Source organism: Spirochaetia bacterium (assembly GCA_022482625.1).
GTDB lineage: Bacteria > Spirochaetota > Spirochaetia > Sphaerochaetales > Sphaerochaetaceae > Pleomorphochaeta.
On sequence record JAKVOU010000001.1, the window covers coordinates 2,167,735 to 2,184,590 of the forward strand.

The window sequence follows — 16,856 nt, forward strand, 5'->3', positions numbered from 1 at the left end:
ATCCATGAGCAAAATCAAAAAGACCGAAGAGAAATATGATTTTAATATTTCTGATCTAGGTGAGGCAAAGATTCCCACTCCGATTGTAATGAGTGAGATATCCGGTGAGGGACGGGCAAATTACGTGAGTGATAATGACCGCCTATATTTCAGTACCGAAACTATTCTTGACACCAATGGGAATAGGTTGCCGATGTTTGATGATACGGTTGAAAAAGCTGGGCCCCGTCAGAAGATTTATTTCAATCCTGCCCATGTCCATGCGGCTATCTGTACCTGCGGAGGACTTTGTCCTGGACTTAATAATGTTATCAGGGCTGTGGTACGTTGTTTCTGGTACCGATATGGGGTACGTAGGATCAGCGGGGTACAGTATGGCTATCGTGGCCTGCTTGAGAACAGTCCTTGGCCGTTGATTGCCCTTGACCCTGATATCGTGGATGATATTCAGGAAAAAGGTGGTACGATACTCGGTTCTGCCCGCGGTGGCGGAGAACTCGTTGATGAAATAGTAGACTCATTGGAGAGGCTCAATATCACTATCCTGATTACCATCGGTGGAGACGGAACTCTTCGCGGAGCCTATGATATCGGCGAAGAAATCAAGAAAAGAGGTCTCAAGATTGCTGTCATCGGTGTACCGAAGACCATTGACAACGACCTGTCTTTCATTCAAAGCTCCTTTGGCTTCGATACTGCCGTTACCAACGCAGTTCCCAGTGTCCGATGTGCCCATGTCGAGGCAAAGAACTCAATCAATGGTATTGGTTTGGTAAAAGTAATGGGTAGGGAAAGCGGCTTTATTGCAGCCAATACATCCTTGGCACAGTCCGATGTGAATTTCTGCCTGATTCCTGAAAACCCGTTTGATTTGGAAGGGCCCAATGGACTTCTTGCACATTTGAAGGAAAGGATCCTTACCCGCAAGCATGCTGTCATTCTTGTTGCAGAAGGTGCCGGACAGGATCTGGTTCCCAAGACAGGGATAAAAGATGCATCAGGGAACATAAAGTATGGAGATATCGGTCTGTTCCTGAAAACGGAAATCAAACGTTTCTTCGTCGCTGAGGGAATTGAAGTAAACATCAAGTATATAGATCCTTCATACATCATCCGTAGCGCAGCTGCAGATTCCTTTGATTCCATCTATTGTGCAAGGTTGGGAGCCCATGCCGTCCATGCTGCGATGGCAGGTAAGACACAATGCCTTATTTCCCAGATCAACAACAAATTTGTTCATATTCCGATCAAGCAGGCGGTGAGCAGACGTAATCATGTGGATATAGAAGGTAGCCTTTGGAGGGATGTCTTGGAAAATACCCGACAGCCTTTCAGCATGAAAAATGATGGTGAACTCAATCAGTTCTAACGTGTGGCTCCGGTGATTGACCGGGGCCTTTTTATTGGTTTGACTTTGTTTTTTGTACAAATAGGATTTCTGTTGTACTCTCGATACATTTTTACCCAATTAAAAACATAATAAATAATAAAGTAATTCTTTTTAATATAATGTTATATGTAAATTATATACAATTTTTCTAAAAAAATTTTTCTATTTTTTAAAAAAAAGTACTTGATGTTTGAATTGGTTTGTATTATGTTTTGAGACGTTAGAGAGACAGACAATACTGAAACTCTACAAACCTCCTTTTGTTTTGCCTCGGTAGGCTTTTACCTCCTTTTGGCCTACCGGGGATTATTTTTTTCGGTTTCATTTTTTCTTTTTTAAGAAACTGGATTTTATGGGTCAGCAGTCTGCTGGCCATTTTTTATCTTATTTTCTCTATATTGTTCATGAAGTAACTACCAAATAGAAAAGATTTTATTTGGCTGCTTGATACATTCTACCAATGGCATTGCACTTTTTATAAGCAGAAAATGCCAATGTTTTGCTCTAGATGGCCTGTCTGGTTTATGTTATCTGTGTCTGTTTCTTGAAGTAACTCAATTCCGGAAGTACCAGGATATAAGCTAAGATTGTAGAAGCATAATCTGAAATAGGCTGAGCAATCTGTATTCCCCGTAGACCAAGGAAATGTGTCAGGATTATCAGCAAGGGAATAAGAAATAGTCCCATTCTGGCAATTGAGGCAATGCTGGCCTTAAGGCTTTTTCCGATGACTTGGAGCAACATGGTACTGACGATATTGAAGGATAAAATAGGAAATGCAAGTGAAAATGCCCTCAGTGCATAGGCACCGATCCTTATGACGTCAGGATCATTTCTGAAAAATTGCACCAGAGTCCTGGGAAATATCCAACAGAAAGTCATCATGACCAAACCGACGACTACACCTGCTGCTGTACAGAATTGATAGCCATCATAGAGCCTTTTGAATTTTTTTGCTCCATAGTTAAAGCCACATACAGGTTGAAAACCTTGCCCTAGGCCTATGATGATGCAGACTCCGAAAAAAGATAACCTGGAATCGATGGAAAGTGCTGCGATTGCCGTATCTCCATATTTTCCTGCACAGAAATTCAATACGATGGTTGAAATACTGGCGACCATATTCCTGAAAAAAGATGGTGAACCCAACGCAAGCATAGTGGATATATATCCATTTTTCAGTTTTATGGCAAAAAGTGGATGGCGTAGGTTTCCATGCATCGTACATCCATGCAACAGCAACAGGAAAGAAACGAACTGGCTGATGATGGTCGCAAGGGCGGCTCCTTTGATTTCCATATGTAGGGGAAAGATGAAGATAGGGTCAAGTATTACATTGATGATGACTCCTGATACGATACCTACCATGGAAAAGAAAGCACTGCCCTGATACCGAAGCTGGTTGTTGAGTACCAAGGCACTCATCATCCGGGGAAAGCCGAAAAGGATGATGGAAGCATATGCATGTGCATAAGGACGGATAGTTTCCGTTGTTCCCAGGATACCAAGCAAGGGATTGAGGAAGGCCAGTCCTGTGACCATGAATAAGAGACCAAGCAGGATAGAAAAATAGAAACCGGTCGAAGCCATTTGTTCGGCTTCCTTTCGTTTGCCTGCACCTAGTTTCTGGGACAGATAGGTTCCGGTCCCTTGACCACAAGTGAATCCCAAGGCCTGCATGAATCCCATGAGTGGCAGGACGATACCGATTGCTGCAGTTGCACTGGTATTGATTCTCCCGATGAAGAAAGCATCAACCATGTTGTACGAAGCTGATACCAGCATGCTTATGATGGTAGGTATGGCGAGTTTTATAATCAGGGGCCTGACTGGTTCAGTCAGCAGGCCTTTCTAGAGATCAATATCTTTTCTTTGCATGAATGCTATCATGTCCATTTGTATAAGAAAAAGCAATATTGCTGAAGAAAACCATCTGTTTTTGCTATGTGGATTTTGAAAAAACAACAGTTATGCTTGACTAACCGGCAGAATGTTGTTACCATGTACTTAATGAAAATGAATTTCATTAAGGAGTGTGCAAATGAATCTCTACAAATACACAGTAAAAGATCGTAAAGGACAGGATGTAGCGTTGAGTGCTTACAAGGGCAAAGTAGTACTGGTAATCAATACAGCAACAGAATGTGGCTTTACTCCCCAATATGCACCGCTTGAAGCAATATATGAGGATTTGCATGACAAAGGCCTTGAGATACTTGATTTCCCATGTAACCAGTTCGGAGGACAGGCTCCTGGTACGGCAGAGGAAATCCATGAATTCTGCACGGGCCGTTTCGGAGTGAAATTCCCCCAATTTGCAAAGATTGATGTCAATGGTGATAATGCTGATCCTCTTTACAAGGATTTGGTACATAATACCAAGTTCGGTGGTTTTGACATGAACCATAAGATTGCTCCTATTCTGGTTGAAATGCTGTCAAAAGCTGACAAGGATTATGATAAGAAGAGCACGATCAAATGGAATTTTACCAAGTTCCTTTTTAACAAGGAAGGAAATCTGGTAAGACGATATGAACCTACTGCAAGTCTTGATGGTCTGAAAAAGGATATCGAAGCACTTCTGTAGAAGAAAACAACCTCTCTTGTATTTATCTGACGCTCCATGTCTCCAAGCATGGAGCGTTCTTTTTCAGAAACAGAAAGGCCGTTGCATCTGATATACAACGGCCTTTCTGTTTACCTTAGGATGTGATTGCTTAGCCTAACAAATCTGCATAGGCCTTCAGTATGTCATTACCTTCACAGCCCGCAAGGACTTTTTTTGCAAGTTTTTTCCCAAGTTGGACTCCTTCCTGGTCAAAGGAATTCAAATTCCAGATAAGGCCCTGGAACATTACCTTGTTTTCAAAATGTGCAAGAAGAGCTCCTAAGACTTTCGGAGTCAGTTGCTTTGCATACAATAGTGATGAGCAACGTTCACCGGCAAACTGTTTGTTCGGATTGTCATCATTCTTACCTAAGGCAAAGGCAACTATCTGCGCTGCAAGGTTTGCATTGAGTTTCGTTTGGCTATATGAATCTGCTGTTTTGATGTCTTTGCCATATTGGCAATTCTTGAAGCCAATGAACTGCAATGGTACGATGTCTGTTCCTTGATGCAGCAACTGGTAAAAAGAATGCTGTCCATTGGTTCCCGGTTCTCCGAAAATAATCGGTCCTGTCGGATATGCTACAGGTTTCCCGAAACGGTTTACATGTTTTCCATTGCTTTCCATGTCCAGTTGCTGCAGATGTGCAGGGAAACGGGACAATGCTTGTGAATAGGGAAGGATGGCTGTTGTCGGATAACCTATCACATTCCTGAGATATATGCCTATAAAGGCATCCAGCATCGCAGGGTTGTCTTTCACCTGTGGGGCAAGTGCTTTGATATCTGCTTCATGGGCTCCTTCAAGCAGGGCTTGGAAAACATCGAATCCCAGTGCAATGGAAATTATGGTACCACCTACGGCACTTGTAGAGCTGTAGCGGCCTCCGATATAGTCATCGATGAAGACTGCATCGCGGACATCTTTGCTTTTTGCCAGAGGGCTGGTTTTGCTTGTAACGGCAATCATATGCTTCGAAGCATCAAATCCTTCGATTTTGGTTGATTTCAATGCATCAAAGACCAAATCCCTGTTTGTCAGGGTTTCCTGTGTCGTACCGCTTTTTGAGACAAGGATGAAAAGTGTCGTTTCGAAATCCATGTCCTTGATGACTGCAGCAACATCATCAGGATCGACATTGCTGATGAATTTTGCTTCAAGCATCTGCCGTTTCTGACCTTCACACCAGCCTTTCAGTGCCAGGTAAAGGGCTCTTGGGCCCAGGTCGCTGCCCCCGATACCGATTTGAACGACAGTCTTGAAAGATTTGCCCGTAGAACCTACCAGTTCGCCATTTCTTATGTCTTCTGATAGCTGTTTGATTTTTTCCAGCTGGCTTTTGTAGAATTGTCCCTTGTCTTCTCCGTCTGCATGGACCGGACCGAGTACCTGTCCTCTGGTAAGGTGATGGAGCACGAGGCGATTCTCGCCTGTATTCATCCGTTCCCCAGAAAGGATGGCTTTGTATTTGTCTAGGAGTTGCTGTTCCTGTGCAAGCTCCTGGAAGACTGCCAGGTGCCTTTCATCGATCGGCATGGCGGCATAGTCATAGATGATGCCGGCTCCTTCGGTTGCTTTATATGAATTGATGCGTCGGCTGTCCAGGCAGGATTTGAGCCTGACTGGTGCAAGCGCCTTCAATGCCTCGAAAGAGGCAAGTGTATCAAGATTGTGGAATTCCATTCTGTTCTCCTGTCAGTCCTGTATTTCAGGGATACGTGTCTTGAAACTTTCCTGAAGGTCTTCCTTTGTCATGCCTTCGCGAAGAATGACGAAGATCGTATCATCACCGGCTAGTGTACCCAATATTTCAGGCAAGGCCAAGACATCCAGCGCAATTGCAACGCTGTTTGCATGTCCAGGTCTTGTCTTGATGACTCCGAAATTGCCGCTGAATTCAATGGAAAGTATACCACGGCGGACATCCTGTATGTAACTTTTTTCTGATTCACTTACCATGTCATTCTCTGGCAATGCATAGTAGTAACCTGACCAGCCATCGGATATCTTGCCTACCTTCAGCATCTTGAGATCTCTGGAAAGCGTTGCTTGGGTAACCGAATAGCCTTCCTTCTTCAGCATTTCCAATAGGGTATCCTGGTTGTCTATCCTATTGTTCTTTATCATTTCCTTGACTACGTTCAGTCGCGTATGACGTTCTCTCATTATGTCTGCTCCCCTCTGGACATCGGATCAGTTCCATGTCCGGTCCAAATATGGCTTTGTATGTACACTGTATAAATATACAGTAACATCGTACATTTAACAAGGTATAAGTATATTGAAAAAATGAGTTCATATTCTTGGCTTGCCAAACGGTAATTAATACTTCTTTAATACTTTTCTTGTAAACGGCTAATACTTCTTCCGTAAGGTAAGGCTATCTTATCAAGGAGAGAAACAATATGAATAAGAAACTGATCGTTGTAGCCATGACAGCAATGCTTGCTGCTTCAGCAGTGTTTGCTCAGGGCTCCAGTGAATCTTCGGCAAAACCGGCGGCTTCCACTTCTACCTATACTTTCGGGGGGTCATCGACCGTAGCTCCGATTGCCAATTCGGCAATCCCTGTATTTGAATCCCTCAATCCAGGCAAGAAAATAAGCTATGAGACCTTGGGGTCTTCCGTAGGTATCAAGCAGCTGCTGGCCGGAACTCTTTCACTTGCAGGTTCTTCCAGAGAATTGAAACAGTCAGAACTTGATGCCGGTTGTGTCCCGACAACCATTGCCCTTGATGGCCTTTCGGTTGCGGTCAACTCTTCCGTGGCTGTTTCGAACCTTACCATGGCACAGCTTGCCGGAATCTTCTCTGGGGAGATTACCAACTGGAAGGAAGTCGGTGGCAAGGATGCAAAGATCCAGTTGATCGTGCGTGATGAGACTTCCGGTACATATGGTTCCTTCAAGGAGATCGTCATCGAGGCTGCTGGAAAGGAACCTACTACTGATGCCATCGTAGCTAAGGAAAATGGAGAAGTCGCTACAAAGATTGCATCTACTCCCAATTCAATCGGCTACATCGGCATGGCTTTCGGTAGTATCGTTACCGATGCCGGCGGAAAAATTCTGACTGTCAACGGCATTGCTCCGAATACCCAGAATGTCATTGACAAAAAGTATCCTATCAGCCGTGCACTGTACGTGGTTACCATGGGTAAGCCTGTTGACGGTACTGTTGAGAAAGACTTCATTGATTTCCTGCTGAGTAGCAAAGGACAGAAGATTGTTGCAGAAAGTGACTTCATCCCACTCAACTGAGAGTGAAACAATGGTCACAGGTTTGAAGACGGGATTGCAGAAATCAAAACGTCTGAGAACTGCCATGGAATCTGTCAGCAGGGTTGCCCTGCTGGCAGCTGCCTTGATTTCCATTGCTGCTGTTGTACTTATTACTTTGTTTATCGTCCAGCAGGGACTGCCGATGTTTTCAAAGGTTCCCGCTTCTGAATTCTTCCTGTCGACTGTATGGACACCGTCGGCATCGAATCCCCATTACGGGATTGCTTCTTTCATCATTGCAAGCTTTGAGGTGACATTCCTGGCTATGATTTTTTCCTTGCCTATTGCACTTTCATGTGCAATTTATCTTTCTGAGTTTGCAAAAGGGAAGTTCGCAGGAATCCTACGCAGTGCAATTGAGCTTTTGGCAGGCATTCCTTCCATCATCTATGGATTGTTCGGCATCGCGCTTGTTGTCCCCGCAATCAGGAATACGCTGGGAGGCAACGGATACAGCCTGCTTTCAGCCGGTATTATCTTGGCTATCATGATCTTGCCGACTATCATCAACTTCAGTGAAGTTTCCATCAGGGCCGTTTCCAAGGACCTGAGGATGGCCTCAGTGGCTATGGGTGCTACCCCCTGGCAGACCATATACAAGGTTGTCCTTCCTTCTGCTATGAGTGGAATCGTCTCATCTGTTGTGTTGGGGCTGGGAAGGGCTATCGGTGAGACTACTGCTGTATTGCTGGTCGGAGGCAATGCCCCTGTATTTGCAATCAAACCTACGGACATGGGCAGGACAATGACGATGAATATCATTACGGACATGAGCTATGCGACTGGAGTGCATATGGAAGCTTTGTTTGCTACGGCGATGCTTCTTTTCCTGTTCATCCTGCTGCTGAATGCTTTGGTTGTGGAAATATCCCGCAGATCCCGGTTGGAGAATTGATATGGACAGAAGAAAAACCAATAGGATTGCCTTGGGGACAATAAATATCTTGGCATTTGCTGCCATAGTCATTCTTGTCGTCATCCTTTCTTATCTTGTCTTCAGGGGCTTCTACAGCAGTGCACAAAAGGAAAGAACCGTACTCAATACGGTTGACCAGGATCTTCCTTTTGGTGTCTATGCGGCAAAAAAATCTCACATCAGGGAACTGGATTGGTTTACCCTCAGGAATATGGGCGAAGGAAACATACTTACCTTACGCTCCCTTACTTCCGTAAACAAGATGTTTGAACTTATAGCCTTAGATGAATGATTTTGTAGTACTACATTCCAAATAGTTTGAATATTTTCTTTTGAATTATTGATATAAGTTGTAATGCGCTGTATATTATGTAGTGATATAAAAGACTACTTAAGAGGCGAACATGGCTTTTATCAAAACTCAGAAGACTTGTTGCGATGCCGCAGGCAATTTCATATCCGGTTCGGCTTCGATCAAGGACGTCGCATACGTCCGCGGAGCGAAATATCATTCCAGGCAGATTTCAAGGGAGGTGCTGGGGAAGATAATATTCCTTGATGCTGCAAAGAAAAGGGGGGTCTTCGTTTCTCCGACCAGGGGCCTTGTCTCCTATGATGTGGAAAAGGATGAGTTCAGTCCCGTTGATGACGATGACGGGAGGATCATGTCGCACGGGGAACTGAAGAAGGAGGTACACACCGTCTTCGGGGATGCCTATCTCCTTTTGGAGTTTCTGAGGAAACAGGGGCTGGCAGGGCTTCTGGAGGACGTCTTTACGAAAAAAAAGGACCTCCAGAGGGTGTATGCCCATCTCCTGCATGGGATACTGAGGAACGGAAGTGCGATATCGTGTGACAGCTTCCTGGACAAGTCCTTTGCAGCCTACCTCCTTGATGACATAGGGACAGCCTCGTTGCATTGTGATTCGGGCTTCTTCTCCCTGCTGGGGGATGACCGTGTGAAGATGGCATTCTTCAAGGGGTTCGTGTCCTTCATGAAGATGAAGGATCCTGGTTTCGGCAATGCGTGCTATGTGGATTCGACCCCCCTGCCGAACAGCATGGCGGACAATCCCTTCGATGCACTGTGCAGCCACGGGGTACATGGGAGCGCCTGCATGATGAGGCTTGTCCTGGTACTGGACGCACGGCATTCCCTTCCGGTATGGTTCGACATCATCCCGGGGAACCTGCTTGACGTGAGCACGGTGATGGGCATCGTGGAAGACGTGGAGTCAAGCCTGTGCATCAGCGTCGGTTCCCTCACCCTTGATGCCGGATATGCATCAAAGGAAATCATAAGGGCGTTTTCTGACTGCGGGGACAAGTCCCTGATACTGAGGATGCCGGCAAGGAAGGGATATCCATACAAGGAACTGTACTGGAGGCACAAGGAACAGATCCCAAAGGGCAAATATGCATTTGTCCGCAACAGGCATACTTATTTCGGGACCTGCGAGGAGAGCAGGCTCTTTGATGCGCATATGTTCCTCTATCCGTTCGTCGACAAGGAAAATGCGCTCATGGGATTCCGTGACGGCATCCTGAGGGATGAGGATGCATACGGGAAGCTAAGTGCCAGGGACAAGGACTTCCTGACAGTGAAATCCGGATATTTCGTACTCATTGCAAACTACCGGGCTGCTCCCAAGGACATCCTTTCCCGCTACTTTGACCGTGCCGACATAGAAGGAGCCTTCAAGACATCCAAGGCATATCTCAAGCTGCTTCCCCTTGCAAAGTGGACCGACTGCACGGTACGGGGCAAGATCCTTGCAGATATGATCTGCCTCATCATCACGCTTCTGTTCAGGAAGGAAGCGAATGGGGACGGCCATCCGCTTCCGGAGATCATCGGCAGGACACAGTCCCTGATGTGCTTCAGAAAGCAAGACGGAACAGTCATAGTCGAAACTCCGAACAGGCAAGTAAAGGAATGCTACAGGGCCTTTGGGATTGAGGTTCCCTCAAGTCTTGACTCAGGAAAGTTCAAGGAAGCATTGGGGTTAAAAATGTAGTGCTACAATTTCGGGCATCTTGGGTTATAGTTGAAAAGGACGCTGCGGCTTCTTTTGCTTCATATCTTGGTATAACGGAGAAGGGACTCAAGTCAGGAGGAGCCATCATTGTTCCTTCCTTGGCAGACGTCAAGGACTTGGCTTCCCATGAAGGAGCATTGGTAATAACAGCCCAAAAGGGCCGTGTACCTTCGCATTTCAGAAAGGTTGCAGTCAGTGATGAAGTCCTTGCCATCAATCCGTCGGTAACGGCCTTGTTCGGCAACCGTAGCATCGGTAGCCTTTCCCAGCAACAGGCAGAGGATATTGCTGCATCCCGCTATACTTCCTGGCAACAGCTCGGAGGTCCTGACCTGCCTCTGCATGTACTGGCTTCTGGTTCAGGCGCCTATGCCGTGGCAGCAGCAAAGGGCTCGGCTTGCCTTATGTCTGCAAAAGCCTATCAGCAGGCAATTGACCGAGGACTCAAGCTTTCATTGATGAAGATACAGCATAAAGTTACGGGCTTGAATCTGACCTGGGAATACATTACCAGCAAGACGGAAGAATCGGGCAAGTTCGGAGGTATCCTCTCGATTATCATCAACACGGTGTTCATGGTAATTCTGACTACGCTCTTTGCTGCTCCCCTTGGGGTAGCTGCTGCTGTCTATTTGGCAAAGTATGCGAAGCGGGGTAAGCTTACACAGATTATCAGGGCCGGTATAGATCTTCTTGCCGGTGTACCGTCCATCATATTCGGACTGTTTGGCCTTCTGGTGTTCGTGCAGTTGCTTGGCTGGAGTTTCTCGCTGATCAGCGGAGTTCTGACCCTTGTCCTGATGATTCTTCCTACGATAGTCAGGACAAGTGAAGAAGCCATCAAAAGCGTCAATCCTTCCCTTGAAAATGCAAGCAGGGGACTTGGGGCCACGAAGATTGAGACCATATGGAAGATTACCTTGCCTTCTGCGGCAAATGGCATCACTACAGGTGTCATCCTGGCTATCGGAAGGGCTGTCGGTGAAACTGCGGCACTGATCTTTACCATCGGTTCTTCCACTGATGTGGCAACAGGGTTGGACAGCTCAGCTAGGGTACTTGCACAGCATATCTACCTTACCATTACGGAGGGCCAGTCCATTGACCATGCCTTTGCTTCGGCATTGGTTCTGATTGTCCTGGTGCTTTTTATAAATACATCGGCAAGGATGCTGATGCAGAGAGGAAACAAGAAGAAATGAGTGATGTACAGCAATCCTTGTTCCATGTGTCCGGCCTGAATCTTTGGTATGGGCAGACACATGCACTTAAAGATGTATCCATGGATATCAAAGCCAATACGATCACTGCATTCATCGGGCCTTCAGGCTGTGGAAAATCAACTTTTCTCAGGACGCTTGACCGTATGAATGACCTGATCGATGGTGTCAGGATTACCGGGGAAATCCTCTATGGAGGACAGGATATCTACAAGGAAATGGATACATTGGACTTGAGAAGAAAAGTCGGTATGGTGTTCCAGAGCCCGAATCCTTTTCCTATGAGCATCTATGACAACGTAGCGTATGGACCTCGGCTCCATGCGAGGTATTCAAAAGGTGAAATGGATGAGATAGTAGAAAAGGCTTTGCGGCAGGCCGCACTCTGGGATGAAGTCAAGGATCGTCTTAATCAAAGTGGTATCGGGCTTTCCGGAGGCCAGCAACAACGACTCTGCATGGCAAGGACACTTGCTGTTGATCCTGATGTCATACTGATGGATGAACCTACCAGTGCCTTGGATCCTATTTCGACGACGAGAATAGAAGAGCTGATGGTCGAACTGAAGCAGAAGTATACCATCATTGTAGTTACCCATAACATGCAGCAGGCGTCCAGGGTCTCGGATACGACGGCATTTTTTCTCATTGATGAAAAGAAGTGTGGATTTTTGGTGGAATCAGGGAAAACCGAGGATATTTTCTTCAATCCGAAGGACAAACGGACAGAGGATTACATATCGGGTAAGTTCGGTTGATTCAGGGAAGAGGAGAGATATATATCATGACAGACAAGAAACATCAATTGGATGAGAAATTGGAGTTCTTCAGGGAATTGCTGCTTCAGATGGTCAACAGAGTCGAGGAATCATTGGTAAAGGCTACTGCCGCTGTCAGGGATAATGACCAGCAGCTTGCAGAACGGGTATTGGCAGATGACTATTTCATAGACCAGATGCGGACGATGGTAGAAAATGATGCTGTCAGATTGTTGATCAGCGAGGCTCCCTACGGACATTACATGCGCCAGGTAATAGCAGGGCTGAAGATTGTTACCAGTCTTGAGCGCATGGGAGACCATGCAGGTCACTTTGCCAAGATAGCCTCTACCCAGGACAGAACGAACAAATATGAATGCGAGATTGTCAAAGATATCGTTGACATGGCAATGGCAGATGTAGCGATGTTTCGAGGAGCCGTAGAGGCTTTGATGGTCATCAATGCTGATATGGCTATGGACGTAGCGAGACAGGATGACAAGGTCGATGCGTACAGGACCAGTATCAAGAAGAAGATACTTGATGCAGACCCAGGCGATGACAAGCGTTTTTCCCGTAATCTTTTTGAATACTACTATATCGTGACGGAATTGGAACGGCTTGGAGACCATGTGACTACCATCTGTGCCTGGATCGTCTATATGGATCAGGGCGTCAAGCCGAAACTGAACTGAAAATATAGAATTCCTTGTTTGATTTTGCCTCATGAGAGCAATAGTAATCGGTAAAATCAGTTTAACTTCTTTTTTAACAAAAATTGCCTATAAGGCTATATAATGAATGAAAGGAGTGAAAGTATATCTATGGAACTATTGCTTGATACGGCAAATCTGGAAGATATTGCCGACGGTTTGGAAACTTTTGCAGTCAGCGGTGTGACGACAAATCCTACTATACTCAAAGCTGAAGGCAAGGTGCCTTTCTTTGATCATCTGTGCAGAATCAGGAAGTTGATCGGAGATACCCGCAGCCTGCATGTCCAGGTTGTGGGGAACAGCTGTGAAGAGATGGTGAAGGAAGCTGGGAAGATACGCAGTGAAGTAGGAAAGCAGACATATATCAAAGTACCTGTGACGAGTGAGGGACTGAAGGCCATCCAAATTCTTGCCCCGGAAGGTGTGAATGTCACGGCTACGGCCATATACTCTACGTTCCAGGGAATGATGGCTTCAATTTCAGGGGCGAAATACTTGGCTGTATACTATAACCGGATGAAGAACATTGATGTCGATCCCGACCGTGCAATCAATGATATCAGTAAAGTGCTTCCCAGCGATGGAAGCTGCAGTATCCTGGCAGCAAGCTTCCATAACATTGCCCAGGTGACTTCTGCTTATGCTGCCGGTGCCAGGGCCTGTACGGTGGGCTATAAGTTGCTGGCCGGAGGATTATGCATGCCTTCGGTACAGAAAGCAGCAGAAGATTTCCACAAGGACTGGGTAGCTGTCTATGGAAACAGGTCAATGACTGATATGTAGCAGCTGCAATAGTGCAATCGGTTCAAACCTTTTGTTGTTTTCCGTACAGTTTCTTGCTTTTTTCTTCCAATTGCTTCAGCGAAGGACTTTCTTTTGGAATCGTAAGGGTAAAGGTAGAGCCCAATCCCTCGGTACTGTCTACTTCAATGGTTCCTTTGTGGATCAATGCAATATGCTTGACGATGGAAAGTCCCAGTCCTGTGCCGCCGGCACTGCGACTGCGGGCTTTGTCTACTCTGTAGAACCGTTCGAATATTCTCTGTTGTTCTGGTTTTGGGATGCCTATACCATGATCCTTGACCCAGATGCGTACGTAGGAGTGCTTTTCTTCGGCAGCAAGGATGACTTCAGTGTGTTTGTCACTATAGGCAATGGCATTGACGAGCAAATTGATTACTGCCTGTTTGAGCAGTCCCGGGTTGCAGGTAAGTTCAAGTTTGTCAGGACAATCCAACGTCAATGTGATTTTCTTTGTTTCGGCCTTGAAGCGGACGCCTTCGATACAGGCATCCAGAAGCTTTTTTAGTTTCTCCTTTTGCATCGGTGGAGCAATTTCTGCTTTTTCCAGGGAGGCCAGAGTCAACAGATCATCGATTATGGTCTGCATCTGGATAGTGTTTCTGTGGATAATTGCGGCAAAATGTTTTATTTCAGGTTTTTTAAGATCACCATTGTCAAGTATTTCTGAAAACCCACTGATTGAAGTCAACGGGGTCTTGAGCTCATGTGAGACATTGCTGACAAAGTCCTGACGTACCTGTTCCAGGTGCTTGAGTTCAGTTACATCCCTGAATGTCAGTACTGCTCCGTTTGTTTCCTGCTGGTTTTCATCCTTGATTGCCGTAATATGCAGATTGAAGGTCTTTTGCTTGCCGGCACTCATCAGCAATGCAGTTTCTCCCCTATAGGGACCCCAGCATATCAGTTCGTATTGTGATGAGGTACCTTCTGCCAATGTCTTGTCTACCAATCCGTCCAATTCAAGGTCAGAGAAGATGTCCATGAGCCTGCTGCCGATTTCAATTGTCTGGTCAAGGAGTGTCTTGCTTGCCCTGTTGCTTATCATTACTTTCTTTCCTTTGTCAAGCAAAAGGACTCCTTCGTCCATGGAAGAAAGCAAGGAAGAATACTTGTTACGTTCGTTTGAGATGCCTGAGATGGTTTGCTGCAATTGGTTTGCCATGTGGTTTATGGTATCAGACAACTTATGGAATTCTTCCGGCTTGTCAATGTAGGTACGATATTCAAGATCTCCTGTTGCATACCTGCTTCCGGCAATTACCAGAGCTTCTACAGGATTGAGCAGATGACGTATGACAATATAGAGGATTATGAATACGAGTATACCGATCATGAGCAGCAAAGGTACAAGCAGGGAGAGGAACTGCTTGTTCAGCAAAGAAAAATATGTATAAGGTGCAGCCACGCGTATATAATATAAGCCATCGGATGTCCGCATGGCACAATAGAGTGTTTCTTTTCCTGTAGTAATACTCTGTCGGACAGCTGTCCCACTTCCGTTTTCCCTTGTCTGCTTCAGTTCTTGCCTGAAGTAATGGTTATCCATGGTTTCGGTATTGTGTTCGCTGTCGTATACGACGGTACCGTCTTCCTTGATCAATGTTATCCTGATGTCCTGTGTAATTGCCAAACGGTCCAGCAGCTGTCGGTTCCCATAGAACTCCGGTTCTCCCAGCAGCTTGCATCGGTCCATCAGCAGTTCAGTTTCGCTTTGTCGGAGCGTACGCGAAAAAATAACTCGGGAAGTAAATATACCGGCAAGCAGGACCAGAAGCATGGAGAAAGATACCAACAGGACAAGTTGGTTCTTTACTTTCATGTTTCTTCCTCCGTGCTGTACTTGTAGCCGATTCCCCAGACTGTACGTATCCGTTTGCCACATGTACCGAGCTTTTTCCTGAGAGAAGCGATCTGTACATCGATTGAACGTTCTGTCGCGGGATAATCTTCACCCTTTGTCGAACTGATCAGCTGGTCCCTTGTAAAGACACGTCCCTCATTTCTGAAAAGCAATAGCAACAAGTTGAATTCTGAGGCAGTAAGTATAAGGGAAGTTCCCTCGAACGTACATTCCCGTTTGCTGGGATCCATCGTCAGACCTTGCCTTGACAATGGACCGTCTTCATTCTTCTTCTCATGTCTCAGCCGTGCCTTCACCTTTGCTGTGAGGACTTTTGCACTGAAAGGCTTTGTCAGGTAATCATCTGCGCCAAGTTCCAACCCAGTGATGATGTCACTTTCTTCTGAACGTGCAGATGCTATGAGAATAGGCAGTTCCTTATAGCCGAGTTCATACCTTGCAATCTTCAGTACTTCCAATCCATTGAGACGGGGAAGCATCAGATCCAAGATCATGCAATCCGGTTCCTTTTCCTTCAGTTTCTCGATTGCTTCTTCTCCATCATTGGCCCGTATGACCTTGAAGCCTTCCTGTTGCAGTTGATAGGCAATGAGTTCCTGTATGTCCAGTTCATCTTCTACGACAAGTATCCTGGTCTTCATGGTTCAATTCTGAAGCAAGTCGGAATCAGTGACAAGGGGCTTTGGTCCATAGTATCTGGTTATTAACATTTTTCTAATACTTTCTCAGCATAAAAAATGGGAAGCAGAAGCTTCCCATCTAATGTTGGACAGAACCTATTTACAGTTTAATAGTTGTTGTGATGAAAACTATTGGTTCTTGGCTTTGAAATGGCTTCGCTTACTTTGAGTTTCCTTTCGTCGAATTCTGTGCCGTCAAGCTGGGAGATTGCTGCATCGGCAGCTTCGTCTTCTTCCATTTCAACGAAAGCAAACCCCTTAGGTCTGCGGGTTTCGCGGTCAAGGATGATATTTGCATTGTTGACAGTACCAAACTGTGCAAAAAGATTGCGAAGTTCTTCTTCGCTGGTGCGGTAATTCATATTACCAACATAAATTTTCTTAGACATCGTGTATCCTTTACAAGCAGATGCTTGTGTTTAAAATTGCTTCTTTTCTTTTCATTGTGAGCTGAACAGACCCTACCAGGCTTCTTTTTATCTTTTTCCTGATAAAAAAAGGCTATTCGGAGTGCTTGCACAAAAGAAGCTTGTTATACACTTACTTCATTCGGTTCCGGCGTCTATCAAAAGAACTGTCCAA

At 45.6% G+C, this 16,856-nt stretch carries 16 protein-coding genes; 10 read left to right on the forward strand and 6 right to left on the reverse strand.

The window, feature by feature from the left end:
• Positions 1-4: 4 nt before the first annotated feature.
• Complete coding sequence (locus LKE40_09830; GenBank protein MCH3917741.1) at positions 5-1,369, forward strand: ATP-dependent 6-phosphofructokinase; 1,365 nt, start codon at positions 5-7, stop codon at positions 1,367-1,369.
• A 543-nt stretch (positions 1,370-1,912) separates the two neighbouring features.
• Here the strand turns inward: LKE40_09830 and LKE40_09835 are convergent.
• Positions 1,913-3,175 carry an MATE family efflux transporter gene (locus LKE40_09835; GenBank protein MCH3917742.1) on the reverse strand — a complete coding sequence of 421 codons (1,263 nt, stop codon included), beginning with the start codon at positions 3,173-3,175 and terminating at the stop codon, positions 1,913-1,915.
• A 256-nt stretch (positions 3,176-3,431) separates the two neighbouring features.
• Here LKE40_09835 and LKE40_09840 point away from each other — a divergent pair, with 256 nt between their 5' ends.
• Entirely contained in the window at positions 3,432-3,977 is a 546-nt protein-coding gene (locus LKE40_09840; GenBank protein MCH3917743.1) for a glutathione peroxidase, read from the forward strand.
• Positions 3,978-4,107: 130 nt separating this feature from the next.
• Here the strand turns inward: LKE40_09840 and LKE40_09845 are convergent, their stop codons facing one another.
• Together LKE40_09845 and argR are read right to left on the reverse strand one after the other, a co-directional pair.
• On the reverse strand, positions 4,108-5,682 hold the full coding sequence (locus LKE40_09845) for a glucose-6-phosphate isomerase (GenBank protein ID MCH3917744.1): 1,575 nt from the start codon (positions 5,680-5,682) through the stop codon (positions 4,108-4,110).
• A gap of 12 nt (positions 5,683-5,694) precedes the next feature.
• Positions 5,695-6,165, reverse strand: coding sequence for an arginine repressor (gene argR / locus LKE40_09850; protein ID MCH3917745.1), 471 nt, complete (start codon positions 6,163-6,165; stop codon positions 5,695-5,697).
• A 239-nt stretch (positions 6,166-6,404) separates the two neighbouring features.
• Between argR and LKE40_09855 the strand changes: the two genes are divergently transcribed.
• The 8 genes from LKE40_09855 to LKE40_09890 all read left to right on the forward strand — a co-directional run bounded on the left by LKE40_09855 (position 6,405) and on the right by LKE40_09890 (position 13,712).
• Positions 6,405-7,259, forward strand: a complete 855-nt coding sequence (locus LKE40_09855) for a phosphate ABC transporter substrate-binding protein (protein ID MCH3917746.1) — start codon at positions 6,405-6,407, stop codon at positions 7,257-7,259.
• A 10-nt stretch (positions 7,260-7,269) separates the two neighbouring features.
• A complete protein-coding gene (gene pstC / locus LKE40_09860) occupies positions 7,270-8,175 on the forward strand; it encodes a phosphate ABC transporter permease subunit PstC (protein MCH3917747.1) in 906 nt (301 codons plus the stop codon).
• A 1-nt stretch (position 8,176) separates the two neighbouring features.
• Positions 8,177-8,488 carry a hypothetical protein gene (locus LKE40_09865; protein ID MCH3917748.1) on the forward strand — a complete coding sequence of 104 codons (312 nt, stop codon included), beginning with the start codon at positions 8,177-8,179 and terminating at the stop codon, positions 8,486-8,488.
• A 112-nt stretch (positions 8,489-8,600) separates the two neighbouring features.
• On the forward strand, positions 8,601-10,214 hold the full coding sequence (locus LKE40_09870; protein ID MCH3917749.1) for a transposase: 1,614 nt from the start codon (positions 8,601-8,603) through the stop codon (positions 10,212-10,214).
• The gene (gene pstA, locus LKE40_09875) at positions 10,214-11,437 is read left to right on the forward strand and encodes a phosphate ABC transporter permease PstA (protein ID MCH3917750.1); all 1,224 of its coding nucleotides are present in this window, start codon (positions 10,214-10,216) and stop codon (positions 11,435-11,437) included. Before LKE40_09870 ends, pstA begins: the two co-directional genes overlap by 1 nt.
• The gene (pstB, locus tag LKE40_09880; protein ID MCH3917751.1) at positions 11,434-12,213 is read left to right on the forward strand and encodes a phosphate ABC transporter ATP-binding protein PstB; all 780 of its coding nucleotides are present in this window, start codon (positions 11,434-11,436) and stop codon (positions 12,211-12,213) included. The genes pstA and pstB overlap by 4 nt, the downstream gene beginning before the upstream one ends.
• Before the next feature lie 26 nt (positions 12,214-12,239).
• Positions 12,240-12,908 carry a phosphate signaling complex protein PhoU gene (phoU, locus tag LKE40_09885; GenBank protein ID MCH3917752.1) on the forward strand — a complete coding sequence of 223 codons (669 nt, stop codon included), beginning with the start codon at positions 12,240-12,242 and terminating at the stop codon, positions 12,906-12,908.
• Between the two features lie 129 nt (positions 12,909-13,037).
• Entirely contained in the window at positions 13,038-13,712 is a 675-nt protein-coding gene (locus LKE40_09890) for a fructose-6-phosphate aldolase (GenBank protein ID MCH3917753.1), read from the forward strand.
• Between the two features lie 22 nt (positions 13,713-13,734).
• On the opposite strand, the gene LKE40_09895 is transcribed toward LKE40_09890, so the two are convergent.
• The 3 genes from LKE40_09895 to LKE40_09905 all read right to left on the reverse strand — a co-directional run bounded on the left by LKE40_09895 (position 13,735) and on the right by LKE40_09905 (position 16,663).
• Positions 13,735-15,552 (reverse strand): ATP-binding protein, encoded by a 1,818-nt coding sequence (locus LKE40_09895; protein MCH3917754.1) that lies wholly within the window; start codon positions 15,550-15,552, stop codon positions 13,735-13,737.
• Positions 15,549-16,235, reverse strand: a complete 687-nt coding sequence (locus LKE40_09900; protein MCH3917755.1) for a response regulator transcription factor — start codon at positions 16,233-16,235, stop codon at positions 15,549-15,551. Before LKE40_09900 ends, LKE40_09895 begins: the two co-directional genes overlap by 4 nt.
• Before the next feature lie 146 nt (positions 16,236-16,381).
• Positions 16,382-16,663 carry an RNA-binding protein gene (locus tag LKE40_09905; GenBank protein ID MCH3917756.1) on the reverse strand — a complete coding sequence of 94 codons (282 nt, stop codon included), beginning with the start codon at positions 16,661-16,663 and terminating at the stop codon, positions 16,382-16,384.
• Between the last annotated feature and the right edge of the window lie 193 nt (positions 16,664-16,856).